24 protein-coding genes are annotated in these 25,635 nt (G+C 59.4%); 17 read left to right on the top strand and 7 right to left on the bottom strand.

Annotated features, from left to right (window positions below; translation table 11 throughout):
* Window positions 1-173: 173 nt before the first annotated feature.
* Both HA052_RS17400 and HA052_RS17395 read left to right on the top strand, forming a co-directional pair.
* Window positions 174-629, top strand: a complete 456-nt coding sequence (locus HA052_RS17400) for a ricin-type beta-trefoil lectin domain protein (protein ID WP_081544614.1) — start codon at window positions 174-176, stop codon at window positions 627-629.
* Between the two features lie 220 nt (window positions 630-849).
* The gene (locus HA052_RS17395) at window positions 850-1,284 is read left to right on the top strand and encodes a hypothetical protein (protein ID WP_166452855.1); all 435 of its coding nucleotides are present in this window, start codon (window positions 850-852) and stop codon (window positions 1,282-1,284) included.
* Between the two features lie 46 nt (window positions 1,285-1,330).
* Here HA052_RS17395 and HA052_RS17390 read toward each other — a convergent pair whose 3' ends face one another.
* On the bottom strand, window positions 1,331-2,191 hold the full coding sequence (locus HA052_RS17390; protein ID WP_081544616.1) for a LysR family transcriptional regulator: 861 nt from the start codon (window positions 2,189-2,191) through the stop codon (window positions 1,331-1,333).
* A gap of 121 nt (window positions 2,192-2,312) precedes the next feature.
* Here HA052_RS17390 and HA052_RS17385 point away from each other — a divergent pair, with 121 nt between their 5' ends.
* The 3 genes from HA052_RS17385 to HA052_RS17375 all read left to right on the top strand — a co-directional run bounded on the left by HA052_RS17385 (window position 2,313) and on the right by HA052_RS17375 (window position 3,791).
* Complete coding sequence (locus tag HA052_RS17385) at window positions 2,313-2,762, top strand: multidrug/biocide efflux PACE transporter (RefSeq protein ID WP_081544617.1); 450 nt, start codon at window positions 2,313-2,315, stop codon at window positions 2,760-2,762.
* A 243-nt stretch (window positions 2,763-3,005) separates the two neighbouring features.
* Window positions 3,006-3,458: a multidrug/biocide efflux PACE transporter gene (locus HA052_RS17380; RefSeq protein WP_081544618.1), complete on the top strand. Its 453-nt coding sequence runs from the start codon at window positions 3,006-3,008 to the stop codon at window positions 3,456-3,458.
* Window positions 3,459-3,791 (top strand): DMT family transporter, encoded by a 333-nt coding sequence (locus HA052_RS17375; protein WP_081544619.1) that lies wholly within the window; start codon window positions 3,459-3,461, stop codon window positions 3,789-3,791.
* 171 nt (window positions 3,792-3,962) lie between these two features.
* Here the strand turns inward: HA052_RS17375 and HA052_RS17370 are convergent, their stop codons facing one another.
* The gene (locus tag HA052_RS17370) at window positions 3,963-5,849 is read right to left on the bottom strand and encodes an amidohydrolase (RefSeq protein ID WP_166452854.1); all 1,887 of its coding nucleotides are present in this window, start codon (window positions 5,847-5,849) and stop codon (window positions 3,963-3,965) included.
* 459 nt (window positions 5,850-6,308) lie between these two features.
* Here HA052_RS17370 and HA052_RS17365 point away from each other — a divergent pair, with 459 nt between their 5' ends.
* The 4 genes from HA052_RS17365 to HA052_RS17350 are packed head-to-tail and all read left to right on the top strand — an operon-like array spanning window position 6,309 to window position 10,063.
* A complete protein-coding gene (locus tag HA052_RS17365) occupies window positions 6,309-6,950 on the top strand; it encodes a hypothetical protein (protein WP_166452853.1) in 642 nt (213 codons plus the stop codon).
* 13 nt (window positions 6,951-6,963) lie between these two features.
* Window positions 6,964-8,163 (top strand): nucleotidyltransferase family protein, encoded by a 1,200-nt coding sequence (locus tag HA052_RS17360; RefSeq protein ID WP_166452852.1) that lies wholly within the window; start codon window positions 6,964-6,966, stop codon window positions 8,161-8,163.
* The gene (locus tag HA052_RS17355) at window positions 8,160-9,386 is read left to right on the top strand and encodes an amidohydrolase family protein (RefSeq protein WP_166452851.1); all 1,227 of its coding nucleotides are present in this window, start codon (window positions 8,160-8,162) and stop codon (window positions 9,384-9,386) included. The genes HA052_RS17360 and HA052_RS17355 overlap by 4 nt, the downstream gene beginning before the upstream one ends.
* The gene (locus tag HA052_RS17350) at window positions 9,380-10,063 is read left to right on the top strand and encodes a dTMP kinase (protein WP_166452850.1); all 684 of its coding nucleotides are present in this window, start codon (window positions 9,380-9,382) and stop codon (window positions 10,061-10,063) included. The genes HA052_RS17355 and HA052_RS17350 overlap by 7 nt, the downstream gene beginning before the upstream one ends.
* Window positions 10,064-10,190: 127 nt before the next feature.
* Here the strand turns inward: HA052_RS17350 and HA052_RS17345 are convergent, their stop codons facing one another.
* Window positions 10,191-11,417, bottom strand: coding sequence for a diguanylate cyclase (locus tag HA052_RS17345; protein WP_166452849.1), 1,227 nt, complete (start codon window positions 11,415-11,417; stop codon window positions 10,191-10,193).
* A gap of 117 nt (window positions 11,418-11,534) precedes the next feature.
* On the opposite strand from HA052_RS17345, the gene HA052_RS17340 reads away from it, so the two are divergent.
* The 6 genes from HA052_RS17340 (at window position 11,535) to HA052_RS17315 (ending at window position 20,238) form a co-directional block, all read left to right on the top strand.
* The gene (locus tag HA052_RS17340) at window positions 11,535-14,366 is read left to right on the top strand and encodes a valine--tRNA ligase (protein ID WP_166452848.1); all 2,832 of its coding nucleotides are present in this window, start codon (window positions 11,535-11,537) and stop codon (window positions 14,364-14,366) included.
* Window positions 14,367-14,516: 150 nt separating this feature from the next.
* Entirely contained in the window at window positions 14,517-15,515 is a 999-nt protein-coding gene (locus tag HA052_RS17335; protein WP_166452847.1) for a hypothetical protein, read from the top strand.
* Between the two features lie 599 nt (window positions 15,516-16,114).
* A complete protein-coding gene (locus HA052_RS17330; protein WP_166452846.1) occupies window positions 16,115-16,627 on the top strand; it encodes a hypothetical protein in 513 nt (170 codons plus the stop codon).
* A gap of 279 nt (window positions 16,628-16,906) precedes the next feature.
* A complete protein-coding gene (gene tssJ / locus HA052_RS17325; RefSeq protein WP_346774571.1) occupies window positions 16,907-17,602 on the top strand; it encodes a type VI secretion system lipoprotein TssJ in 696 nt (231 codons plus the stop codon).
* 15 nt (window positions 17,603-17,617) lie between these two features.
* Window positions 17,618-19,063 (top strand): hypothetical protein, encoded by a 1,446-nt coding sequence (locus tag HA052_RS17320; protein ID WP_166452844.1) that lies wholly within the window; start codon window positions 17,618-17,620, stop codon window positions 19,061-19,063.
* Window positions 19,060-20,238, top strand: a complete 1,179-nt coding sequence (locus HA052_RS17315; RefSeq protein WP_166452843.1) for a hypothetical protein — start codon at window positions 19,060-19,062, stop codon at window positions 20,236-20,238. Before HA052_RS17320 ends, HA052_RS17315 begins: the two co-directional genes overlap by 4 nt.
* A 218-nt stretch (window positions 20,239-20,456) precedes the next feature.
* Here the strand turns inward: HA052_RS17315 and HA052_RS17310 are convergent, their stop codons facing one another.
* The gene (locus tag HA052_RS17310) at window positions 20,457-21,530 is read right to left on the bottom strand and encodes an alkene reductase (RefSeq protein ID WP_166452842.1); all 1,074 of its coding nucleotides are present in this window, start codon (window positions 21,528-21,530) and stop codon (window positions 20,457-20,459) included.
* Between the two features lie 105 nt (window positions 21,531-21,635).
* Between HA052_RS17310 and HA052_RS17305 the strand changes: the two genes are divergently transcribed.
* Window positions 21,636-22,505, top strand: a complete 870-nt coding sequence (locus tag HA052_RS17305) for a LysR family transcriptional regulator (RefSeq protein WP_346774570.1) — start codon at window positions 21,636-21,638, stop codon at window positions 22,503-22,505.
* Here HA052_RS17305 and HA052_RS17300 read toward each other — a convergent pair.
* Window positions 22,474-22,998: a hypothetical protein gene (locus HA052_RS17300; protein WP_166452840.1), complete on the bottom strand. Its 525-nt coding sequence runs from the start codon at window positions 22,996-22,998 to the stop codon at window positions 22,474-22,476. The genes HA052_RS17305 and HA052_RS17300 overlap by 32 nt on opposite strands.
* Complete coding sequence (locus tag HA052_RS17295; protein WP_166452839.1) at window positions 22,995-23,471, bottom strand: MarR family winged helix-turn-helix transcriptional regulator; 477 nt, start codon at window positions 23,469-23,471, stop codon at window positions 22,995-22,997. Before HA052_RS17295 ends, HA052_RS17300 begins: the two co-directional genes overlap by 4 nt.
* 262 nt (window positions 23,472-23,733) lie before the next feature.
* On the opposite strand from HA052_RS17295, the gene HA052_RS17290 reads away from it, so the two are divergent.
* Window positions 23,734-24,420 carry a hypothetical protein gene (locus HA052_RS17290; protein WP_166452838.1) on the top strand — a complete coding sequence of 229 codons (687 nt, stop codon included), beginning with the start codon at window positions 23,734-23,736 and terminating at the stop codon, window positions 24,418-24,420.
* 79 nt (window positions 24,421-24,499) lie between these two features.
* Here the strand turns inward: HA052_RS17290 and HA052_RS17285 are convergent, their stop codons facing one another.
* On the bottom strand, window positions 24,500-25,372 hold the full coding sequence (locus HA052_RS17285) for a LysR substrate-binding domain-containing protein (protein ID WP_166452837.1): 873 nt from the start codon (window positions 25,370-25,372) through the stop codon (window positions 24,500-24,502).
* Window positions 25,373-25,635: the final 263 nt, after the last annotated feature.

Genomic DNA, 25,635 nt, shown 5'->3' with positions numbered 1-25,635 from the left:
GGACGAATTTAAGCAATTTCACTTATCGACGTCTAAGTTCTTGTTTATGATGAGGTTTTTGAGTGGATTTTACGCCGGGCGCGGCTGGTTTCGGACCTGTGCTTGCAATACGGGAAAACCTTGCTAGTTTGAGAAAGCCAATAATTGATTGGCATAAACATGGGGGTTGCCATATGTCTTTCTCTAGCGTTCCTTACTTCCTTACCTATAGCCAAAACACCACGCTGGGCATTACCGCCAATGACTCGATGAGCGGTTCCCAACTGTCCTTGCGCGCCATTCAAGGCAACTTCCTCTCGCTGTTCAACATCGACTTCGCCAGCGGCGTGTTGGCGCTGGCCACCAGCGGTAACCAGCTGGTGATCGACATTTCCGATCTGGCCAGCGGCAAGCCGCTGGTGCTGCGTCCGTACAACCCGTCCTCGCTCAGCCAGCAATGGGACCTGTTCTCCCGCCCTGGCTTTATCGCCAGCCGTCAAAACCCGAATCTGGTGATCGACAACCAGAGCCGTGGCGGCGTGGGCAGCCTGATCTGGTTGTACGAGTTCAACGCTTCGCCGGCGCAGCAATGGGCGCTCAAGCCGCTGACCTCGGCTCAGCGCTCGGAACTGGTGCTGGAAACCGCTTAAGTAAGCGAAGGGCAAAGATCGCGGCGGCGGGCGCAAAGAGCCTGTTCAAGGGCTTGCGAGCAAGGGCGAAACAAGGCGAAAACGAGCGAAAAAGTGGAATGTACGAGTGGTACATGAGCATTTTGAGCTTGTTTTCAACGCCGTATCGCTGAAGCGCAGCAGACTTTGAACAGGTTCTAAGGCCCGCCGCCGCTTTTTGGGTTTACGGAAGGAGCAAGAGATGGGTTTCAGCAGCACTTCGTATTTCATCACCTCGGCCTATTTCCCGGATTACGCCATCGTGGCCGACGACTCGATCAAGGGCTCCCGGCTCAGCCTGCAGCCGTTCCAGAACAATTTCGCCGCCTTGTTCAATATCGACTTCGACCGGGGCTTGTTCGCGCTGGCCACCAGCGGCAATCAATTGGTGATCGCCGCCAATGAAGCGGCCGACGGCTCGCCCTTGCAGCTGGATCTGCTGCCGGAGCCGGCCTTGCCCAATCAGCGCTGGGATGTGTTCTCCCAGCCCGGCAACATCGTCAGCCAGGCTGATCGCACTCTGGCCTTCGGCTTCGGCATGGAAAAAATCTTTCCGCCGGCCTTGCGGCTGCGCAAGCTGCATCCCGGCCGGCCGCCGATGTGGATTCTGCGGCCGATGACGATGCCCGGCGGCTGAGGGCCTTGCGGTCCGCCGCGCTTGGCGCCATGGCGCGGCGGCGTGGTCAGGAGCGCAGCAACTGCTCGCGCACCCAGACGGCGGCCAGGCCCAGCGGCCGCCGCCGCGACCACACCAGGTCAATGTGGCGCGCCTTGGGCCAGCCCGGCGCATGCAGTTCGCTCAGCCGGCCGGCGCCGAAGGAATCCGCCAGCCAGCGCGGCAACTCGGCCCAGCCGGCGCCCAGAATCGCCATTTCCAGCAGCATCAGATAGCTGGGCGCAAACCAGCAGCGTCGGCTCAGCGTGTCCGGCTTGCTTTCGGTGTAAGTATTCAGCCGCAGTTCGCGGTGGCCGCTCAGCGCCTGCCGGTCCACCTGCTCCAGCGCCGCCAGCGGATGGCTGCGCGCCACGTACAGGGCCACCTCGCTGACCTCTCCCAGCGTGGCGTGGCCGATATCGGCCGGGTACTGTTTCTGCGCCGCCATGCAGCCCAGGTGGGCGCGTCCGGTCTGGATCAAATCCAGCACATCGTCCTGCTCGCCCACCAGGCATTCCAGTTCCAGCGCCTCGAAGTTCTGTTCCAGTTGCCGCGTCACTTCCTGAAAACGCGAAGACTGATACGTGTCCGACAGCACCAGGGTCAGCCGCGGCTCCAGCCCGGCGGTCAGCAACTGCGCCTGCTGGTTCAATTCATCGCCAATGGCCAGCATCTGCCGCGCATAGCCCAGCAGGTGGCGGCCGGCCTGGGTCAGCGCCGGCTGACGGCTGCCGCGGTCGAACAACTGCACCGCCAGGTCTATCTCCAGATTGGCGATGGCCTCGCTGATGGTGGATTGGCTCTTGCCCAGACGCCGCGCCGCGGCGGAAAACGAGCCCAGTTCGGCGGCGTTGGCAAACGCCGCCAGCGCGTCTAGCGACATGCTCATATCGGTTTCTCCGATTAAACCTATCTTTATCCTATCCGAAAAACCAATAAAAATCGCGTCATTGTCCTGCTAACCAAGCCGCGACGGCCGTGTGAGCGCCGCAGCGGATCAAGGAGACTCGATGCAAGTAAAGAAATCCTGGCTGGAGCGCGCCTTCTACGCCATCGCTTATGAATTGTGCGCCGTCATGCTGCTGATGCTGATGGCCAGCTGGCTGCTGAGCCAGGACACCGCGCAGATCGGCGTGCTGGCCCTGATGATGACCACGGTGGCGATGTCGTGGAACATCGTGTTCAACGCCTTGTTCGAGCGCTTGGAGCGGCTGCGCGGCTGGGCCCGCACCCCGGCGCTGCGCGTAGTGCACGCGCTGTTGTTCGAAGGCGGGCTGGTAGTGCTGTTGGTGCCGCTGGTGGCGTGGTGGCTGGAGCTCAGCTACTGGCAGGCCTTCCTGCTGGACATCGGCTTCTTCCTGTTCTTCCTGCCTTACACCTTTGTCTTCAACTGGCTGTACGACGGCGTGCGCGCCGCTTTGCTGTCCCGGCTGCGCCGCGCCCGAGCAGGGCTGGCTTGATGTATCGGTTTTGCCGATGGTTATTATTTTTTAACCATCCGAAAAACCAATCAGAATAGCGACTATCTTAAAGCTCACGATCTCGCGAACTAAGGCAAGACAAGGCGTTGCGGCTGAGAAAGCGGAGTGTACACAGGGTACATGAGCATTTCGAAGCCGGTTTCAAGGCCTCTGTCTAATCATCCCGCCGACGCGCAGCGGATCGTGAACGGATTCTTTAAACGGTCATGATTGGGAAATAAAATGAACAAACAAAAATCCTGGCTGGAGCGCGGCTTCCACGCCGTGATGTACGAGCTGTGCGCGATGGCCCTGCTGGTGCCTCTGGCCTCCTTGGTGATGGAGCAAAGTCTGCTGCATATGGGCGCGCTGGCCTTCATGATGTCCACCGCGGCCATGCTGTGGAACATGGTGTTCAATATGCTGTTCGACCGCCTGGAAGCGGCGATGGGCTGGAGCCGCACGGTGGGCGTGCGCACCTTGCACGCGCTGATGTTCGAGGGCGGTCTGGTGTTCATGCTGGTGCCCCTGGCGGCCTGGTGGCTGAACGTCAGTTACTGGCAGGCTTTCCTGCTGGATTTGGGCTTCTTCGCCTTCTTCCTGCCTTACACTTATGTATTCAACTGGCTGTACGACACGCTGCGCGCCAAGCTGCGCGAGCGCGGCGGCAAGCCTTGCGCCGAACTGGAGTCTTGAATGAAAACCTGGTTGTTCCTGGCCGTCGCCATCGTCAGCGAGGTGATCGCCACCTCCTCGCTGAAGGCCTCCGACGGCTTTACCCGGATCGGCCCATCCTTGCTGACGGCCGCCGGCTATATGCTGGCCTTCTACATGCTGTCGCTGACCCTGCGCCAGATCCCGGTGGGGGTGGCTTACGCGCTGTGGTCCGGCGTCGGCATCGTGCTGGTTTCCATCGTCGGCTGGGTCATGTACGGTCAGAAGCTGGACGCGCCGGCGATGATAGGCATGGGCCTGATCGTGGCCGGGGTCTTGGTGATGAATCTGATGTCCAAGTCCGTGGCGCATTGAGTCTAGGTCCCGCTCTCGGCCCGCGCGGCGGAAGAGGGCGGAACGCAAAAACCGGCCGGATGATTCCGGCCGGTTTTGTTTTGCGCGGCGGGCGCCGCTCAGTGCGTCTTGGGGTTGTGGTAGACCGGCTTGCCGGCCAGCCAGGTTTGATGCACAGGGATGTCGCGCGCGTCAGGCCGGCGGCGCCGACTCCGTCGCGCAACCCAGCTTGGCGTGCAGATACACCGGCGCGCCGGAACGCCAGGTCTGCAGCACCGGGATATCGCGCAGATTGCTCACCGCCGGGTCCAGCGGATCCTGTTCAAGCACCACCAAGTCCGCCAATTTGCCCGGCTCCAGCGAACCGACGATATGGTCCATATGGCATTGCCAGGCGGCGTCCAGCGTTACCGCGCGCAGCGCGCTGAGTCGGTCCAGCCGCTCCGCCGGGTTCAGCGCCGGCTTGCCGCCGGCCTGTTCCGGCGCGGCCTCCATCACCCGGAAAATAGCCTGCTCCATCATGCGCAAGCCGCCCAGCGGGGTGACGAAGTGATCCGAATGCAGGCTGATGCGCAGGCCGGCGCGCTTGGCGGACAGGCAGCGGTCCAGCAGCTTGGCGCGGGCCTCGCCCAGAATGGTTTGCTGGAAGGCGCGGCCCCAATAGCCGACGTGGCCTATCAAAAAACTGGGCGACAGCTGAAGCTGCGCCATTTGGGAGATGTGCTCGTCGGTCAACAGCGAAGCGTGCTCGATGCGATGGCGCAGCCGCGTGCCGGCGCAATCCGGCCGCAGCGGCGCGGAGGGGTGGTTGAGCGCGTGCTCGTAAGCCTGCAGCACCTCGTCGATGGCGCGGTCGCCGTTGGCGTGCACCATGGCCGGCCAGCCGTGCTCCACCGCCTGCCGCAAATGCGGGGCGAAGGCGCTGGGCGGGCGGAAATTGAACAAGCCGGTGGCCGGCACATTGGGCACCTGATGCTCCGGATAGCATTTGTAGGCCTCGGTCTGATAGCCGGTCAGCCCCTGGTTGGAGCCGTCCGATACCAGTTTCAGCGCCTTGATGCTGAAGCGCTTGTCCTCCATGCCGTCCAGGTCCGGGCGGAACAGCCGCGTCCACTCGTCCATCTGCCGGGTTTCGTTGGAAAACAGCGCGGCGGCGATGCGCACCGGGTTCAGCGCGGTCTGGGCCACCAAGTCCAGTAGCAAGACCTCGAACAGCCCCTTGCCGGAGCCCAGGCCGGCGTCGAACAGCGTGGTATTGCCCATCTTGGCCGCGCCGTGCAGCACCTGGCTGATGCTGGCGAGCAAAGTGGCCGGGGCCGGGGAGGGCAGCGCCGGCATCATCTGCAGCACCTGCTCCTCCACCAACACCCCCTTGCATTCCGGGCTGATGCCGGCCTTGGCCAGCGCCGGCGCGTTGGCGTAGCCGATGTGGCCGGAAGCGTTCATCAGGAAAATCGGGAGTTTGTCGCCAAACTGGGCGAACCAGTCCAGATCCGGTTCGGTCCAGGTCCGCATCAGCGAGGGATCCAGGCCGAAGCCCAGCACCCAGGCCGTGCCGTCCTTGGACTTTTGCTGCTTCTTGGGGTCGGCCAGCGCCGCGCGCACCGTGCTCTCCACGCCGGCGATGCCGTAATCCGGCGTCAGCGTCTGGCCGGAGAACGCGCCCACGTACTGCCAGGACGAGAACAGCGCGCTGGGCAGGATGTGCATATGGGGATCGACGAAACCGGGCAGCAAGGTGGCGCCTTCCAGCGACATCTCCTCCGGTTTTTTATGCCCGGCGGCGGCCATGGCCTGCCGCACCTCCTCGCGTGACCCAGTGGCCACGATGCGGCCCTTGGCGATGCCGACGGCGTCCACCGTCTGCCGCCCGCTGCTGGCCAAAGTATGGATGGGTCCGCCGTAAATGATCAGCGTCTGAGGCGGAGAGGGCGGCAGCAAATGCTTTTCCTGCTGACGGATCAGCCGCTTGGCCTCGTCCTGCCAATCCGGCCGTTCAGACAGCTCATCGTGCAACTGAGCCAACAAAGGAAGAGTGCAGCAGGCGCAGCCTGGTCCGTGCGGATGATGATGGCTCATGGCGGATGTCCGGTTGAAACGCCGGCTCCGGGGGAAGCGCGGGGCCGCGCGGAAGGAACGGAAAAAGCGATGTCATTATAGGCTGCGTCCCAGCGCAAACAAACGGCGAACTGGCCATTCGGGCGGGGCGGGTCCTGCGCTGGTTAAAAGCGGGCAAGAAAAAGGTTATAGAGCTGGCCAACATGAGAGATGCAAGCGGGCCCAGAGCCGAGGAGCCCCTCTTCGTCTCATGGTTTTGCTGGGGTTGTTTTGCTTGATGTAGAAAAATTTCAGCCAGATGAGGATCGGTTGTGGTGGATTGCACTAAGTATTTTCAATTGTTGAAAAATCAAATGACTACGACATTAATTTACTAGTGGGCGCTGTTTGCTTGGCGCTTTACTTAGTTAGGCGTGGTGGTACTCAATCCAACGCCTCATTTTTTTGCATTTTTTAAGCAACAACTTGGGAGCAAATGATATGTCGCGTAATCAATCCAAGCTTGATGAGGCTGTTGCAAAAGGCAAGCTGATACTTAGCGTCGTCGAAGACCTGCTTCGAGAGGTTCAGAAGGAGAAGGAGGATGCAGCCTTGCTCGCATCTGGCAAGATTCGCGAAATAGCTCAAACGTATCGTTTGGCGAGGGAATGCTATTGTAGTGCAATTCAGGTGAATGGAAAAAATATTGAGGCCAGAGTGCGTTTTGTTATCACCTACCTGAAGGACGCTGATGTCAGAAAGGGTTTGCCTCTTGCTATTCAGCTGGCGGAGAAGTATCCGAGTTTTATTTTCAATGACATTACCGGCCATCCCGTCTCGGTGCAGACAGTATTAGGGGATGCCTACAGAGTAGCTGGTGATATGGTTCAAGCACGGCAGGCTTACGAGGCCGCTCTCAAACTGCAATCCACAGATACTCATTCCGCCGTTTATCTAGCACAAATTTTGGCCAGTGATGGCTTACTGGAAGAAGCGGCCGATATCGCTTCGCGTTCGCTTGACGGTACCGCTTCCGAGCCTTTCAAAGCCACATTGCGTCTGTTAGCTAATGATCCAAACCGTTTGCCGGCTATTGCGGGGATTATAGAAGCGCAAGCAGGCATTGTCTCTTTTCACGTTTGAGTGATGCGTATCTATGGATCTTGATAGTTACCTGCGCAGTCATCGGCTGGACTCGGAGCGGTTAGCTGCTTTTATCCGAGAGAAGTTCAACCCCGTCGATGGCGAGGTGATATATGTTACGGGCTCTTTACTGGAAGGGCTGGGCAATAGACAGTCTGATTTGGATGTTTACCTTCTGACAGATAGAGAGATGGGTGATCGTTTAATCAACGATTCTTTAGCTGTTTTTTCATTAGATGGAGCCACGGTTGATATAGAGGTGGTTAGTCGGTGCAAAGTGGATGAAATGCTGGCTCGTCTGGCCTCGCTGCCATCAGATGAACCTAGAGATCACCGTATTTCCGCAACAGCCTTTACGCCGACAGAGCTGAAGTTCTTACATAACTTACGTATTGGGCTGCCCCTGGGGAACGAGGTTGATTTTCAGGAAGTGGTAAGTAAGGTAGACGCGCGTCGTTTATCTAGAGTTTTATTCGACCATGCTCTGGCTTGGATGGATTCACTACATGTGGATATCATTGGTCTGCTTGAAGTGAGGGACTACAGCAGTGCCAGATTCTTGTTGCAACATTTTCTCAGTTATCTTGCAGCAGCATTGTTGGCGGCTACCGGCAATACCAATCCAGCCGAAAAATGGCGTATTCGAAAGTTGATGGATCTGCAATTATCTACGAATGGGTTTTGTTTGCCTGGTGGCTTGGAGATGGCTGATGCCGTGGCAGCCCTTGATGGATTGTATTTACGTTGTGAAAGTGACCGGCGCTCTGTTCACGATCAGTTAGGCCGCTTGCTGCAATTGGCTTACATTATTGTGCCATGGGGGCAGCGCCGGTTTTTTGCCAATGAATCTTTGCTGCCTGTTGTGGAAATAAAGACTAATCGCTTAATGATGCCGGATGTATCTGAACTGGACGAGAGAAATCTGGCACATACTGTGTTGGGAAAACTGGAGTTGAGCTGTCGTATTCGTTATGGTGATGGTAAATATGTGCTGAGTGTTATTGGAGAGGGAGGAACGATCGCGTTGAATGAATTCGCGTATGAGTTGCTCCTTTATTTTGATGGGGTGACCTTTGAGAGTCAGGTCATCCATATTTTAAGTACCTTAACCTCTGCTCCGCCGGTCGATTTGGCTGATGCAATCCGCGACTTCCAGTTGGTTCTTGAGAGCCGCGGCCTCATTCAATCTTTGGAAAACGAGGTAGTGTCATGACGGAAAAGCATAATCTTGGCTCGGCTTATCGCCTCAAGCAATTAGTCTCATCGGACTCCCATATCATTGAACCTCCTGATCTTTGGACAAAAAGGATAGATGCCCGTTATCGAGATGTCGCTCCACGGGTTGTGCGTATCGATGGCTCGGATTGGTGGCAATTTGATGGCAGGCGGATTGGGTCGGTTAGCGGCAGAAAGAAGCGCTCGGGTAGTATTGCACTTGAAGCAAGTACTATTCCTTCTCGTGGTGCTGTGCTGACACATTCAACGTTTGACCAAGTGGATCCAGCAGCTTATGTGCCCTCTGAATATGTGAAGAGTAATTTGGCCGATGGAATTTGTGCCGCCATTATTCGTCCAACTCAGGGCATAACGAATTACTGCATTAATGATGCGGGGCTGTTTGGTGCTATTTGTCGGGCCTATAATGATTGGATTGTAGAGTTTTGTAGTGAAAATACACGCATGCTTAAAGCTGTTGCGATGTTGAATAACTATGACCCGAAAGATGCTGTGGCCGAACTGTATCGGGCACGTAAACGTGGAATGGTGGGCGGTATCATTAGTGTATATCCAGGTGAGGAGCATTCTTACGCTAAACCTGAGTACGAGCCGTTGTGGTCTGCCGCAGAAGAGTTGGGCATGCCACTTTCCTTGCATGTGCTGACCAATCATAATGGTCCTTATGGCGTTCCATTTCCAGAGGTTAATTATAGTTTGAGAGTCAATGCCGAATATTGGGTAAGAATGTCACTGGCCGATATGATATTTGGAGGCGTTTTTGAAAGACACCCCACGTTACGAATTGAGTCTTCTGAGCATGAAGCGGCGTGGGTGCCTTACTTTCTCTGGCAAATGGATTGGACGTATGAGCGGAGAATTCGACAAAGAATGCAAGGAGCTTGCATTAAGGAACGTCCAAGTTATTATTTTTCCAGAAATGTATGGATTTCATTGATTTATGATGATTTGGCCATTGCGGCGCGTCACGAGATCGGTGTGGGTAAGTTGATGTGGGGCTCTGACTTTCCACATGAGCAGTCTACGAACCCGCGTTCTCTCGATTTTGTAAATGAGTTGTTGGAGGGAGTGCCTTTGGCGGAGGCTCAAGCAATTGTTCATGATAACGCAGTGAAAATGTTTGGCTTGGATATTCCCCTGCTCGCAGGATTGGAACCGCAAGCTAGAGTAAGTTTTGACAAGGTGGGAAACCCATGCTGATCAATATTTTGGGAGGGGATGGTTGCGGAAAGACCACGCAAATCAGGCTTTTGGAAGCCTGGGTTCGGAACGAGTTTGGTATTTCGGCGCGTAGTTTGGCAAAGCGAGATATCTTTGATAAAGAGCACTTCCCAGAATGTGATTTTTTCGGGTGTAATTATGAACAGTTAGCTCATCATTTTTTACCAAAAATGAGGGATGAGTGCCGAGCGCTGTGGCTGATTTACATGAATGCGGTGTTAATAAAGGGGCAGCCAGCACAAGCTGAAGAAATTGTCTTTTTAGATGGTTATTGGCAAAAGCATTTTGCGACAGAAGCGGCTTTGGGGGTGTCGCGGCAATGGCTGAAAAATGTGTGTCTCTTTTTTCCTGAGCCAGAACTGACCATCTTGTTTGATCTTGATCCGCGTGTGATCGTCGCTCGAGGGCACCTACACCATCCTTATGAGTCTGGTTGTGATTACGCTTGCTCTGACGCTTCTTTTATTCGACATCAAGACAAAGTCAGAGCTTGTTTGCTCGAACTTGCGAGTGAGAGAGGTTACCCGGTGCTGGATGTAAACCGTTCGGAACAGGAGATTTTTCACGAGCTTTGTCTTTATATACTGGCTGCGGTGTCAAAGGATGGAGTGTTGGCTAAGGCTGTAAATGCCGGGGGGCAGGAGGCTATTATTTAAAAATTTGATAAAAACCGCTAATAAAGCCTTGCAGATAACCTGAGCCAAGGCGTGCCGACGCAGGCGGTGCAGCTGTGTGACAAGGAGGCGCAACACAGGAAGGGGAGGTGTCCCGTAGCCTCTCAGCTCAGCCGCCGCACACCTGATTGCGGCCGTGTTGCTTGGCGTGATACAGCCGCTCGTCCGCCAGCTTCAGCAGCCGGCTGATCTCCGGCATGTCGGACGCCGCCACGCCTATGCTCACCGTATAGCGCAGCCCGCCCTTGACCGTGGTCAGGATGCAGCTTTCCAGCGCCAAGCGCAGGCTTTCCAGCCGGCACACCATGTCCAGCTCGATGGGGCTGGGGCTGAGAATCACAAACTCCTCGCCGCCAAAGCGCGCCACAATGCCGTCCGGGAAAAACTGCTCCATCAGCCGCGCGGTGTTGCAGATCACCTGATCGCCCACATCGTGGCCGTACTGATCGTTCACCCGCTTGAAATGATCGATGTCCAGCACCGCCACCCCGTAGCCGTTCTTCAACTGCATCACCTGCTCAAAAAAATGCCGGCGATTGGACAGGCCGGTCAGCGGATCGCGGTCCGCGGTTTCCTTCAGGGACTCCAGATTCTCCACAAACTCCACATTGCGGGTGACGCGGCAGAAAAACTCCTCAAAGTTAAACGGCTTTTGCAGGAAATCGTCCGCCCCCGCCTTGATGAAGCGCGTGGTCATGGTGGGGTCCTGGTTGCCGGAAATGCCGATGATGGCCAGGCGGTCGTGATCCAGAAAACGCCGTATCGTGCTGGTCATCCGCACCCCGTCCATGCCCGGCATATCGTTGTCGCTCAGCACCAGCTTGATGAGCTTGTCGCGGTGCAAAATCTCCAGCGCCTGCTTGGCGTCCTCCGCCTCCAGCACCTGGTAGCGGTGGCGTTCCAGGTTCTCGCGCAAAAACTGGCGATAGGACGCGGAATCGTCCACCACCAGCACCTTGATGCCCGGATTCTTGCGGATGCGAGTCAGCATCCGCATCACGTAATCAAAGGCCGCTGGGCTTTCCTTGCTGACGTAATCCACCACCGGCAGCTGCAAGATGCGGTCGCGCACCTCGCCGTCGGTGCGCGAAGTCAGCACAATGGTGGGAATCGCCTGCTGGAACAACAGCGGCAAATGCTCGCCGCTGGGTGAATCCGGCAAATTGTAATCCGCCACCGCCGCCAGGAAATGCTGGCCGGTGGCCAGCGCCTCGCGCACCTCGATCAGCGAGCACACCGGCAGCGGCGAAAGACCGATTTCCTCCACCATGCGGCACAAGGGGCGGATCAACACCATGCTGTCTTCAATCACCAAAACGCGCGTTTCTTCGCTCATCGTCCGCTTATCCCTTGGCTACCGCCTGATTCGCCCGCGCCGGCTCTCGGAGAACACTCCAAAACCGGGTATAATCGACCCATTTTTTCCATTCTAGAAGAACTACGATTCATCACCATGGAACTTGCCAAAAGCTTTGAACCCGGCGACATCGAACGTCGCTGGTACGCGCAGTGGGAACAGGCCGGCTACTTCAAGCCCAGCATGGACACCGCCAAACCGTCTTTCGCCATCCAGCTGCCGCCGCCCAACGTCACCGGCACCCTGCACATGGGGCACGCCTTCAATCAGACTATTATGGACGGTCTGACCCGGTATTACCGGATGAAGGGCGACAACACCGTGTGGATTCCCGGCACCGACCACGCCGGCATCGCCACCCAAATCGTGGTGGAGCGCCAACTGGCCGAGCAGGGCGTCAACCGTCACGACCTGGGCCGCGACGCCTTCACCTCCAAAGTGTGGGAATGGAAAGAACAATCCGGCGGCACCATCACCAGCCAGATGCGCCGCGTGGGCTGCTCCGTGGATTGGGGCCGCGAATACTTCACCATGGACGACACCCGCGCCGAAGTGGTGACCGAAGTCTTCGTCCGCCTGTTTGAACAAGGCCTGATCTACCGCGGCAAGCGCCTGTCCAACTGGGACTCCAAGCTGGGCACCGCCATCTCCGACCTCGAAGTGGTTTCCGAGGAAGAAGACGGCCACATGTGGCACATCAAATACCCAGTGGTGGGAAGCGACGAATTCGTTACCGTCGCCACCACCCGCCCGGAAACCCTGCTGGGCGACGTGGCCGTGGCCATCGCCCCGGACGACGAGCGCTATCAGCACCTGCTGGGCAAGCAGCTGGAACTGCCGCTCACCGGCCGCCAGATCCCGGTGATCGCGGACGAATACGTGGACAAAGAGTTCGGCACCGGCTTCGTCAAAATCACCCCGGCGCACGACTTCAACGACTACCAAGTGGGCAAGCGCCACAGCACCCAGCTCATCAACGTGATGAGCCTGGAAGCTAAAATCCTGGCCAAGGCCCAGATCTTCGGCTTCGACGGCAGCGCCCAAGGCACGATCGAACTGCCGGCCGCCTACGCCGGCCTCAGCACCCAGGACGCGCGCAAAGCCATGCTGGCGGACCTGCAAGCCCAGGGCTACCTGCTGGATACCAAGCCGCACAAACTGATGGTCCCGCGCGGCGACCGCACCGGTACCGTGATCGAACCGCTGCTGACTGACCAATGGTTCGTCGCCATGGACAAAGTGGCCCTGGACAAAGACGGCAATCCGGACCCCACCGGCCAATCCATCGCCGCCAAAGCCATTGAAGCCGTGGAAAGCGGCGAAGTGCGCTTCATCCCGGAAAACTGGGTCAACACCCACAACCAGTGGATGAAAAACATCCAGGACTGGTGCATCAGCCGCCAGCTGTGGTGGGGCCACCAAATCCCGGCCTGGTACGACGAAGACGGCAACATCTACGTGGCCCGCAGCGAGGCCGACGCCCAGGCGCAAGCGCCGGGCAAGACCCTGCGCCGCGAACAAGACGTGCTGGACACCTGGTTCAGCTCCGCCCTGGTGCCGTTCTCCACTCTGGGCTGGCCGCAAGACACCCCCGAACTGCGCGCCTTCCTCACCTCCAACGTGCTGGTGACCGGCTACGAAATCATCTTCTTCTGGGTAGCCCGGATGATCATGATGACCAAGCACTTCACCGGCAAGGTCCCGTTCCGCGACGTCTACATCCACGGCATGGTGCGAGACCACGAAGGCAAGAAGATGTCCAAGTCCGAGGGCAACGTCATCGACCCGGTGGACCTGATCGACGGCATAGCGCTGGAACCGCTGGTGGCCAAGCGCACCACCGGCCTGCGCCGCCCGGAAAAAGCCCCGGCCATCGCCAAGGCCACGGAAAAGCTGTTCCCGGAAGGCATCCCGCCTTACGGCGCGGACGCGCTGCGCTTCACCATGGCCAGCTACGCCACCCTGGGCCGCAGCGTCAACTTCGACTTCAAACGCGCCGAAGGCTACCGCAACTTCTGCAACAAGCTGTGGAACGCCACCCGCTTCGTGATGATGAACGTGGAAGGCAAGGACTGCGGCCAGGACGAAAGCCTGCCGCTGGAATTCAGCTTCGTTGACCAGTGGATCATCGGCCGCCTGCAACAGGCCGAAATCGACGTCACCAACGCGCTGGAAACCTACCGCTTCGACATCGCCGCCCAGACCATCTACGAATTCATCTGGAACGAGTACTGCGACTGGTATGTGGAACTGGCCAAGGTGCAGCTGCAAACCGGCAACGAAGCCCAGCAGCGCGCCACCCGCCGCACCATCGTCCGCGTGCTGGAAGTGGCGCTGCGCCTGACCCACCCGCTGATGCCCTTCATCACCGAAGAGCTGTGGCAGACCGTGGCCCCGCTGGCCAACGCCAAGAGCGCCCCGTCCATCATGCTGGCCCCGTGGCCGGTGGCGGACGCCGGCAAGATCAACGCCGCCGCCAACACCCGCATGGACGCGTTCAAGGACATGGTCAACGCGGTGCGCAATCTGCGCGGCGAAATGGGCATCGGCCCGGCCGTCAAAGCGCCGCTGTTCATCGAAACCGGCGACGCCACGGTGGCGGACTTCGTGCCCTACCTCAAGCTGCTGGCGCGGCTGACCGAAGGCTCCATCGTTGCCGCGCTGCCGGAAGACGACGCCCCAGTGGCCATCTCCGGCGACGCCCGCCTGATGCTGAAGGTGGAAGTAGACAAGGCCGCGGAAACCGCGCGTCTGAGCAAAGAGCAGGGCAAGGCGGAAGCCGAACTGGCCAAGCTCAGCGCCAAGCTGGAGAAGCCGGGCTATGTCGACAAAGCCCCGGCCCACCTGGTGGAGCGCGACAAGGCGCAGTTGGCCGACTTGAACGACAAGCTGGACAAGATCAAGGTGCAGTTGGCTAAGTTGGCTTGAACTTAAGCCTGATCTGGAAGTGAAGAAACCCGCCGAGAGGCGGGTTTTTTTAATTTGTTTGGAAAATGCTTTTGGCAATTAAGTAGATGAAATTCTATGTTGTGTGCAATATAATTGCATCTTTGTTTTTATATTTTAGGGTGGGGTGATATGAGTGACTTTGGTAAGCTAATAGCCTCTTTGCGAAGTTTTAAAGGTTCATCGGAGAATGATCGGTTGGCCGATCTGATCAGAGAGTTGGCTGATCTTTTGGAGAGTGGGCATGAGAATGTGGCTCGTTTGCATGTGGTTGCTGAAAATGGTTTCTTTGTTTTTGACGATGAAAACTCTTATGCAGAATGTGTGGCTAAATTTGCATGGCCCTATTTCCTAGATGGCTTGGAAAAAGACTCGGGAAGGCTTTTGTCAACATCTAATGATGCTGTAATGCGCTATATTACATGGGCTAAAAAATGCACGGGATCATCAAGTGTGGTTTTTTTTCTGAATGAGATGGTTGCTGAATGGTTGGCGAATAAGCGTAAAAATGATGATGAAGAGCTGAGTTCAAAGTTTGAAAGTTTGAGAGTGAGTGTAAGTGCGAATGAGGGACGGTTTGATAAGCTTTCACAAGAGCATAATTTGGCAAAAAAAGAATTTGATTCGCTAGTTGTTAAGTTGCAAGGTTTTTTGGGGAGCGCTAATTTTGCTAGATTCTCCGCGGGGTTCACTGATTTGATAGCTAGTGTTGAAGAAAGGAATGCGACAGAACGGAAGCGTATGTTCTGGCTGGGAGTTCTGATGTTGGTGATTCCAGTTTTGGGATTTGTTTTGACTTTTCAGTCGAGTGATTCTGGGTGGGGTGGGTATTTGCTGCATGCACTCCCTCTGGCCACTGTTGAGCTGATTTTGTTTTACTTCTTTAGAATGTCTTTGATGGATTGGAAGAGTACATCGGGACAGATTCTTCAATTAAAAAATAAAAAATCATGCCTCCAATTTATTGAAACATATATTGATTTTAAGAAGGAGAGGGGTGATGTTGGGCTGGAAAAATTTGAGTCGTTAATTTTCTCTGGTGTTGTTGCTGATGAGGCAAAAATACCTTCTGTTTTAGATGGTTTAGATCAGGTGGTAAACGTGCTAAAGGCATTAAAGTCCAGTAAATGATGCGATTGATGGCGTCCGCTACGCGGATGATGATTTAGGGCCGGTTCCGCCCGGCGAACGGAAAGGGGAATTTGCGCGGCCAAATTCCCCTTTACCCCAAAGGCCGCCCTGCAAGCCAGGCCTACGGCTTCCCGCCGGTTCCCGTCAGTCCCGAGGCGCGGCTGAACTCGCAGCGCGCTAACGTCGCGCTGCTCGAACAAGCAGCCGCTTAAAACCTCGGGCCTGCCACCCGACGGCAGGCTTGAAGGGAGCAGGGGCGCGTCGGATACGCGGCCAGCTTCGCAGCTAACAGGCGAGTCGATCTCGTTTGCTATGAACCGGAGCCGCTCTGGCTTGACTCCCCTCGCCATCTAGCCAACAATGGCCCCGCGCTGCCGCACAAACAGCGCCAGGATTAGTCTCCTGCAATCTCCCCCGGCGGACACGCCGCGTTTTCGCGGCTTTTTCGTGTCCGATTGCTATTGCTTTGCCTAAAATCTGGGCGGGCCATGGCGGGGGCGCCCATGGGCGCGCCGGTCCGGAGGGAGCGGTGAGACTAGCCTTGTCATGTGCCCGCCTTGCCGCTTTGTCGGCCAGGCCCTTCATTTAAGGAGGTTGCAATGGCGAAGCCAGTCCGTCCGATGCCCAACATCGAATCCACTCCATCCCATTCCAAGGATCCCGCCGTCCAGCAGGACAGCGTTCCCCCGCAACAGCCGGCGCTGCGGCGCTCGCAGTACCGCTGTGCTTCCGTGGAAATCCAGGCAACCCGCCTGCCTTTTGTCCGCTTCATTCCGGGGCGAAATCATCCGCATTACTGGCAGCCGGCCGAACCCGAGGATTACGCCGAGGCCTGCATGCTGGGCCGCCAGTACGCCGCGCACTTGGCGCAGTGGCTGAAAAGCAATGAGCTGGACGCCGGCCGCGGCTTGCTGCTGCGCATTGCCAGGGATATGGATCACAGCGACAACAGCCACCGCAACGGCTTGCGCCGCGGCTTTTTCAACTATCTGGAGACCTTGCTGTGCGTGGCCGGGCGGCAGTTGAACCTGTACCGCCACGTGGAGGCGATGCACCAGTTGCAGCGCAGCCGGGATCTGATGGCGTGGCTGGAGCGTAAGCGTAAGCGTTGAGCCGCTTGATGGCCTAGTGACGAAACCCGCCGGGAGGCGGGTTTCTGCTTAGACCCGCTAACAAAACCCCTGATCCTGCGTTGCGCCTCCTTGTCGTACGACTTGTACTGCCTGCGTCGGCGCGCCTTGGCTCAGCTTCTCTGCGAGGTTGTGTTAGCGGCTCTTAGAACCTGTTCAAAATCTCGCGAGCCAGAGCGAGACAAGGCGAAAACGGCTAAAGAAAGCGTGGAAGGCGTGGGCAAGCTTGCGGCTTCGTCGTGGATACGGTGCTGGCAGGGTATGGGGGAAGACCGGAGCGGGAGCCGAGCCGCTCATGACGGTTTTTCGAGGCGCCCAATGGCGCGTTTTCCTTGGCTTGGGTGCGGAGAGCAGTGCGACCGCGCTGCCTTGACCCTACGAAATTTAAATGCTCGACTGAGGCCGGCTTGGCCGTATCGCTTCCTTCATCATATTCCTGGAGGGCTTATGTTCCGATACCTTGTCGCGCTTCACCTCGTCTTGTTGCTGACTGGCTGCAGTGCCATGCAAACGCTGTCCGATGCCGCCAGCAACGCCTATCGAACCGTCTTCCCCAAAAAACAGGACGTGTTCGATATCGGCATTGTCACGGACAACACCGCCAATGCCGACAGCGCGGGCAATGCGTTGTCGGTCGTGGTGCGTATCTACCAACTGAGACAGCGAGATGCTTTTGACAACGCCCTCTATCAGACCTTGCTTGATCAGGACCAGGCTGTGCTGGCCTATGACGCGCTGTCCGCGGATAGCTTTACCGTCGCCCCCAGCACCGGCATGCATACCAGCATGCCGCTGTCCCAGGAGACGCAATATCTGGGCGTCGTCGCCTTTTTTCGCCAACTGGATCGTGGCAACTGGCGGCTGGTGGTGGACCGGAAAACGCTGCTCTCCAAGCCTGGTCTGAGGCTGACCATCTCGGAATACCGGATCCGCCTGCAGGATGAGGCAAGCCGCTGATACAGGAAAAACGCCATGCGACCTCATGGAAAGACACTGTTGGGCGCGCTGATCTGGGCCGTCATCACCCCAGCCCCGCCAGTACAGGCGCAAGACCAGGACGAAGATAAGAAGGCGGCCACGCCCGCCCGCTGCCTGACGCCCGGGCAGGATACGCTCGTATCCGGCTCCGGCATCGTCCCGGCCCGCGCGGCCGCCACCGCGGACAGCGGGCCGCCGGACAATGGTTTTCCGCCGCCCGCCCGGCTAGATGACCATGGCCAGCCGCTGGCGCCCGCGCCCGCGCCGCCGCGTCCCAGGGCTGGGCCGAGCCAATGCGTCAAAGCCTGCGAGGCCGGCTATGTGCTGGACGCTCAGCAACAATGGTGTCGGCGCTCCTCATCCAAAGTCATTCACATCGATGTCTCGACGAAACTCAAGCCGGCAGGCGTTGGCGCGTCTTTTACGTTCAAGCGCAAGGGCAAGCTCAAGGGTCAGGCCGCGTATAAGAGCAAGGAGGAGAACAAGAATATACACCGCCTCGACCCGGCCAAGTTGCAGCCCTGGCAAGGCCGGGTCAGGGTGCGAGTGTTGGGCGGCGACGGCAAGCCGCTGGCCGGCCAAGCAGTCAAACTGACTCAGACCGTGGAAGAAGACAGCGGCAGCCACCCCAAAAGCAAGCACACAGGCCCGCGTCCGCTGGGTGCGCTGTTTCAGGGGAAAACCGAACTCAGAGCCAACCAGCAGGGAGAAATCGTCACCACGCTGCGCAGCGATGCCCAAGGCCAAATCCCCTTGTTTTTCTCCGCCCCGGAATTTGCCGGCATTCACCGTCTGAAGGCGGAATGCGTGCAGCCTGGCTGCAACAGTTCCGAAGGAGTCGTCACCGTGAAGGTGCCCAACCTGGAACCCTATACCCCCGCCACAGGCAAGGCCCAGTTGATTGGCGGCCGCAATGAAAAACATGAGCAGCGGCATTACTTGACCAAACCATCGATTGAGAACCTAAGGGTCATGATTGATGCGATGAATGACGCTGGCTGGAAGCCGGTTGGGGTCAATGACGCCGCGTTGCCCTGGGGCGGCCTGTTCGACATCTCCGGCGAATGGTGGCCGTCGCACTTCGATCATGGTGCCGGCACCGCGGTGGATCTGCGTACTAAGCAGGTCACCTTGGACATCAGGGCGGCTGTCTATAAGGACCAGTGCAGCAAGTCCGACAAGCCCAATGCGCTGAGCAATCGGCTGCCCACCACCAAGATTCTTTGGCACTCCGATCAGGGCGACGTAGAACATCTACACGTCTACCTGGAGGGCACCGCCCCCAACGGCACCCAAAGAGAGTGCAAGGATGCCGGCGGCTGGCTGGCAAGAGCCGAAGCCGAAGCCAAGAAGCCCAAAGCCGCTACCAAGCCGGCTGAGAGCCAGGTAAAACCCGCCAAAGCCAAGACCAAACCTGTCAAGAAAGAGGGAGCCCGATGAAACTGAGCGCATACTATGCACTGCTGCTGGCTTGCCTGGGCCTGCCCGTGCTGGCCCAGGACAGCGCTGCCCCCGCCCCCGTGCAGAACAGCCTTACCCAGCTGCCCGGCCAGGATGTCTGGCAGGTCCGCGAATACGACCCGGATGAAGACCAGGTCAGAACTTTCCGCTATGTGTTGCAGAACAAGATCCAGCCGCGGCTGCGCAGCACGCTAGCCACCGGCGCCGAGCAAACGCTGAGCTATGGGTATCGCCTGAGCAATGGCCCGCAGGCGGCGCAGAACATCGATTATTTCTGGATCTGCTGCGTGCCGATCCAGGCCTTTATCATCCCGGAAAGCGAGGAGTTTCCCAAGAAAACCGGAGATAAGGAGACGGACCTAGCGGCGATGGTCGGGTGGAATCAACGCTCAGAGGCCAGAGCCGAACTCATTGTTAGGGGAGGGCATCGCTATCTGCTCACGCCTAAGGCCTGGCGACCGAATTTCAAACAAGGCGATGGCAGCGCCGGTTACGGCTGGCAGCCTCGACCCGGCCACAAACCTCGTGGCATGCCGCCGGATAGCGGGCCGGCCGACTTCGCCATCCTGCGCCCGGAACTGCCTGGGGTCCGCATCGCCACCGTGCAGGGTTTCTCCGGGATCGATCAGCTTCCTGGCAGCTACGCCATCGACAGCGACGACCCTGCCATCAAGGCCGAAATCACCGCTATGGAACGGGCAGACGGCCGCTGGCTGCCGCTGCTGGCGCCGGTGCTGGCGGTGGCCGAGCCTTTTGACGCCCAGGACTTCAGCGCGCAGTTGTGGACCGAAATCGAAAGCTGGTACCGCGATGACGATTACAGCCTGAGCCTGCTGGCACCGGCAGTGTACGGCCAGCTCAAGCGCGAATTCGGCCTCCTGCGCTCAGCGCTGGCCGCCAAGCAGGCCGGCGCCGCCCAAGCTGGCATCGCGCGGCTGCTGGCCTATCTGGCGCAGATCACCGCGCCCAACAGCGTGACCCCTGAGAACGCCGGCCAGGAGCAGGCCGATACCGTGCCTTTTGCTACCACCCGCGCGCCGGTCACCGACCCGGACAGCCCCGATGCCGCCACCCGCGGCATCCACCGCGTCGCCGCGCATGCCTTGGTGTTCAATCTGCACACTCTGCAACAACGGCTGGCCCAGAAAGAATGACGCCAATGAAGCCCGCCGCGTACATGCTGCTACTGGCCTGCCTGAGCCTGCCCGCCCTGGCCCAAGAAGCCGCCCCCTAAGAACCTGTTTGCAATCTGCTGCGCGTCGGCGATACGGCGTAGAAAGCGGGCTCAAAATGCTCATGTACCGTGAGTGCACTCCGCTTTCTCAGCCGCAACGCCTGGTCTCGCCTTAGCTCGCGAGATCGTAAACACGTTCTAAGCCGGCTGCGCGTCGCGCAAGGTGGGATAGTCGGTATAACCCTGCTCGTTGCCGCCGTAGAAGCTGTTCTTGTCGGCCTCGTTCAGCGGCGCATTCAGCTTGAGCCGTTCGACGAAGTCCGGGTTGGCCAGCACCATGGCGCCGTAGGATTCCAGCTCCGCCAGGCCGGCGGCGATATCGGCGCCGATTTGCTCCCGCGGGCGGCCCGGGCGGTTGAGGATCAGCGCGCCTTGCCAGAGCGAGCGCAGCTCGGCCAGCAAGGCCTCGTCGCCCAGGTGCATGATGTGAAGGTAGGCCAGCCCCAGCTTGTTCAGCTCGGCAACAAGGTAGCGGTACAGTTCCGGGCCTTGTTCGCCCTCGTCTATGCCCCAGAGGCTCAGGCCGGGCGACAGGCGGATGGCGGTTTTGTCCGGGCCTATCTCCTCGGCGATGGCGGTGGCCACTTCGATGGCGAAACGAGCGCGGTTTGCTATGGAGCCGCCGTATTCGTCATCGCGGGTATTGGCGCTGGGCGCGAGGAATTGCTGGACCAGGTAGGCGTTGGCGCCGTGGATTTCCACGCCGTCGGCGCCGGCTTCAATGGCGCGGCGGGCGGCGTGGCGGAAGTCCTGCACCGTCTGGCGCACTTGCTCGGTGCTCAGCGCGCGCGGGCTGGGAATCGGCTGCATTCCCGTGGCGGTGAACATGCCGGCGCCAGGGGCGATGGCGGAAGGCGCGACGCCCGGTTCACGGCGCGGGGTGTTGTCCGGGTGGCTCATGCGGCCGGCGTGCATCAGTTGGATGAAGATGCGGCCGCCCTGGGCATGAACGGCGTCGGTAACCTGTTTCCAGCCGGCGACGTGGGCGTCGGTGTAGATGCCGGGCGTGGCGAGGTAGCCTTGGCCTTCGTCGGACGGTTGGGTGCCTTCGGAAATGATCAGGCCAAGGCCGGCGCGCTGGGCGTAATAGCAGGCGGTCAGCGGGCTCGGGCTGCCGTCCGGCCGGGCGCGGGAGCGGGTCATCGGGGCCATGGCCAGGCGGTTTTGCAAGCTGAGGCCGGCGAGGCGGATGGGGTGGAATACGGTGTTCATGGCGTTGTCTCCGGGGTGTCGGGGGTGTCGCCATCATCTCGCGCTTTTCCTGTGGGATAAATGGGGTATTCTGGATAATACTGATCCATTTTTGGAGCAATGGGTGTGGAATTGCTAAACGATATGGCCTTGTTCGTCGAGGTGGTCAAGGCCAAGGGCTTTCGCCGCGCGGCGGAGGCGACCAGGGTGCCGAACTCCACGCTGTCGCGGCGGATAGGCGCGCTGGAGAAGTCGATAGGCTTGCGGCTGCTGCATCGGACAACCCGCCGGATTGAGCTGACCGAGGCCGGGCGGCTTTATTACGAGCGCTGCCGGCGCATCGTCGACGAGGCCCGGCTGGCGCACGAGCAATTGGGCGATATGCTGGCCCAGCCCAGCGGCGTGTTGCGCGCTTCGCTGCCGGTGGATTTCGCCGTGACCTATCTGGCGCCGATGATCGCTGAATTTGCGCGGCTCCATCCCGGCATCGGTTTTGACTTCGACCTGACGCCGCGGCGGGTGGACTTGGTGAGCGAGCCTTTCGACGTGGCGGTGCGCATGGGCGCGCCGGAGAGCTCGCAATTGATCGCGCGGACCTTGGGCGCGCTGACGCCGCATCTATACGCGTCGCCCGGCTATCTGGCCCGCGCGGGCGAGCCGGTAAACCCGGCGGAGCTGGCGGGGCATCAGTGTCTGAGCGTGATGAAGCCCGGCGCGTGGACTTTTCACCGTGACGGGCGGGAGCTGGGCGTTGAGGCGAGCAGCCGTTTTGTCCTGAACAGCATAGGCTTGGCCAAGCGGCTGGCGACCTTGGACATGGGCATTGTGCTGATGCCGGCAGAAATCGTGGCGGACGAGCTGGGCAACGGCGGCCTGCGTCGCATCATGCCCGGCTGGCAGGGCACGCCGGTGCCGGTGTACGCGCTGACCGAAACCCGCCTGCTGCCCGCCAAGACTCAGCGTTTCATCGAGTTTCTGCAGCAGCGCCTGCGTTGACGCCATGGCTGTCCGCCCTGAAGCGGCCGCGAACGCCGGGCCGCCAGACGCCGACGGCGGCTGTGATCACGATCAGCAGGATGTTGAGCCCGCCGCCTATGGCTTCGCGCAAAGTCGCGGCGTGGAAGTCCGCGCCCAGCGCGCCGCCCGCACCCTCAAGCAGCGCGGCTTGGGCCAGTTGATTGGCCATGTCCACCGCCGGCACCACCACGAAAGAGGCGTTGAGCAGGATCAGCAGCGTCAGGCCCAGCTTGAGCTGGAAGAAGCGGTTGCGCGGGCCGTAGCGCCGGTAGCCCAGCAGCAGGCCGCTGATCAGCATCAGCCACAGGCCGGGCACGGTCAGCGCCCAGGTGCCGATATGGATGTACTGCCGCGTTTGCGCCAGCAGGGCCGGGGCGGCCGGGCCGGTTTCGGACAGCACGACCCAGGCCAGGATGCTGCCCAGAAACAGGGCCAGCGCGATGAAGTGAATCAGTTTGAGCATGCGGTTCATGGCTCTTCTCCAATTGGGGGGCTGAGCGTGTCCAGCGTGCTCAGCAGTTGTTGCAGGGTTTGGCAGGCGGCGTCGAAATCCGCGTCGGGCAGATGCCGCGCCAGTTGCTCCGTCCATTGCGCCTGGCTGCGCTGGGTGCCGGCCACGGTGCGTTCCCCCTTGGCGCTCAGGCGGTACAGCGGGGAGCGGGCGTGTTGGGGGTTGGGCAGCACGTCGAAATAGCCTTCCTCCACCAGCTTGTGCAGTTGCTTTTGCGCGCCTTGGCGGCTGATGCCCATGCGGGCGGCGATTTGAGGCGCGGTTTGCGCTTCGCCCGCCAGGCCCGCCGCGCCCAGCACTTGCCAGCGCGCGCTATTGATGCCCAGGTGGGCTACTAGTTGGTCGCCTCTGTCCAGCAGGGTGCCGTTCAGGCGGAAGATCAGCAGCATCAGGTCGGTGATGCGCTGTGGGCGGTGGATTGGTTTTGATGGCATGCGGCGCTCCTATTTGACAACTGGTTGCCATTATTGACAACTGGTTGTCAAACTGCAAGCCCATTTTGATTTTGCCGTGAATACTGTTGTTTGGGAGCGGCGAGACATGACGGCGCAAGGTGGGAGGGCCCCAGCGGTGCGGGCTCGACAATTGAGCGGCAGCCGATGATAAATGCGTATATTCTTGAAAATACAGTAAAAAATGAAAATGTAATTTCTATGTTAGCATCGTCGGCTTCCTAAAAAGCTCAGTTCAAATCCAATGAAAAAATGCCTGCCCTTCTTGATGTTGCTCAGCCTGCACGCCCATGCCGACGATGAGGCGCTGCGCCAGATGTTCAATTGCGACGGCAGTTTCTTTCGCTACATCGCCCAGCCCGGCAAGGCTATTACCGGCCTGCCGGCGACGGTGGAGAACGGCCGCGCCGCGTTGCGGATGCAACCTATTCGCGATCAGGCGCAGGAGATGGAGGAGGACGTCAGCGGCGCGTCCGAAGGGTTGACCTCGTTGCTGCGTCACTCCGCAATCGAGGAGCCGGTAGCCCTGACCCCGCAATGGGCCTTGCGTAATTACGTGGAAGAGCACTTCTACAACACCAATAGCCCGATGGACGTCAACGGCGTGTCGGAAACCTATCAATGGGGCTTTCGCTTGTTGGGGCAGCGGGATATGACGCTCAAGCAGTTCGTGGCTCAGCGGCCGGATCTGAAATTCACCTGTTCCAAGGAAAAGGGCGGTGTCTGTACGCTGTACCGCCAATGGGACAAGGGCGCGTGGAAAACCATCAAGCCTTCGCAGCAGTACGCGGACGTGCCGCGTTTGTTGCTGATGGCCTCCAAATCCGATCCTAAGCATTTCTCGCTGGAGTGCTCCTTGCTGGTGGAGGGCGAGCGTCTGCCGCCGCAGTTGATCAAGGATTTGCAGCCGGATTGGGCCTTGAATTTTTAAAGCCTCGCTCTTTGCTCGCGAGACTTTGAACAGGTTCCAAGACGCTGTCCAACACGGTTTTGAATAAGCAGGCCCGCCATCACGGCGGGCTTTTGTTTTGGGCGGCCGCGGCTTGTTCCAGCAGCCATTGTTTGAAGACGCCCATTTCCGGGTCGCGCAGGAGGTCCGGACGGTGTATCAGGTAATAAGCGAGGGCGCTGCGCAGCGGCGGCGCGGGGAGTTCGCGCAGCCGGCCGGAGGCCAGTTCGGCTTGCAGCAAGGAGCGTCGCGCCAGCGCGTAGCCGCGGCCGGCCAGCGCGGCTTCGATGGCGGCGTTGGAGTCCACGCAGACCACGCCTTGCTCGCAGTCCAGTTCCAGGCCGGCGGCGCGGCTCCACAGCCGCCAGTCGCCGCGGTGTTCGTCGTGCAGCAGCCGTTCCCCGCGGAGGGCGTCCAGCCGCGCCGGCAGCGTGGGAGCGCATACCGGCGTCAGTTCGTCGTCCAGCAGCTTGCAGGCGCTGAGGCCGGGGTAGTCGCCCAGACCGTGGCGCACGGCGAAGTGGATATTCTCCGCGGCGAGGTCGACCACGCGGTTGCCGGTGCTGACGTGGACGTCGATCCGCGGGTGCTCGCGCATGAAGCCCTGCAGCCGCGGCAGCAGCCATTGAGCGCCAAACGAGGGGGTGCAGCTGAGCAGGATTACGCGGCGGGCGCCGGTCAGCCGCGCGGTGGCGTGGTCTATCAGGTCCAGCGCTTGGCGGCAGGCGGCTAGGTAGTCGCGGCCGGCGGCGTTGAGCGTCAGGCCGCGCGCGCGGCGCTCGAACAGCGGCTGGCCCAGGCAGTCTTCCAGCTTGCGTAGTTGCTGGGAGACGGCGCCGGGGGTGACGTGCAGTTCTTCGGCGGCCAGCTTGACGCTGAGCCGGCGCGCGGCGGCTTCGAAGAAGCGCAGGGATTCCAGCGGTGGTTTGGGCATATGGTTTAGATTTTCTAAATCGTCAGGCAGGAAAAATCGTTTGTTTGCGGCATCCATACGGTTGATGATTTTAGTATCTGGTTTAGCAAAGTTAAATACAAGGCGAAGGGAGAGGCATCATGGGAATGGCGAGCTTGAGTCGTTTGCTGTTGTTGGCGGCCTTGTGGGGCGGCAGCTTTTTGTTCATGCGCATCGCTGCGCCGGCGCTGGGCGCCTTGCCCACGGCATTTGGCCGGGTGGCGCTGGGGGCGGCGGGCCTGTTG

This window comes from Chromobacterium fluminis (assembly GCF_011602385.1).
GTDB classification, from domain to species: Bacteria; Pseudomonadota; Gammaproteobacteria; order Burkholderiales; family Chromobacteriaceae; genus Chromobacterium; species Chromobacterium fluminis.
The sequence above is the reverse complement of the archived record's forward strand: the minus strand, read 5'-3'. Positions and strand labels throughout refer to the sequence as shown.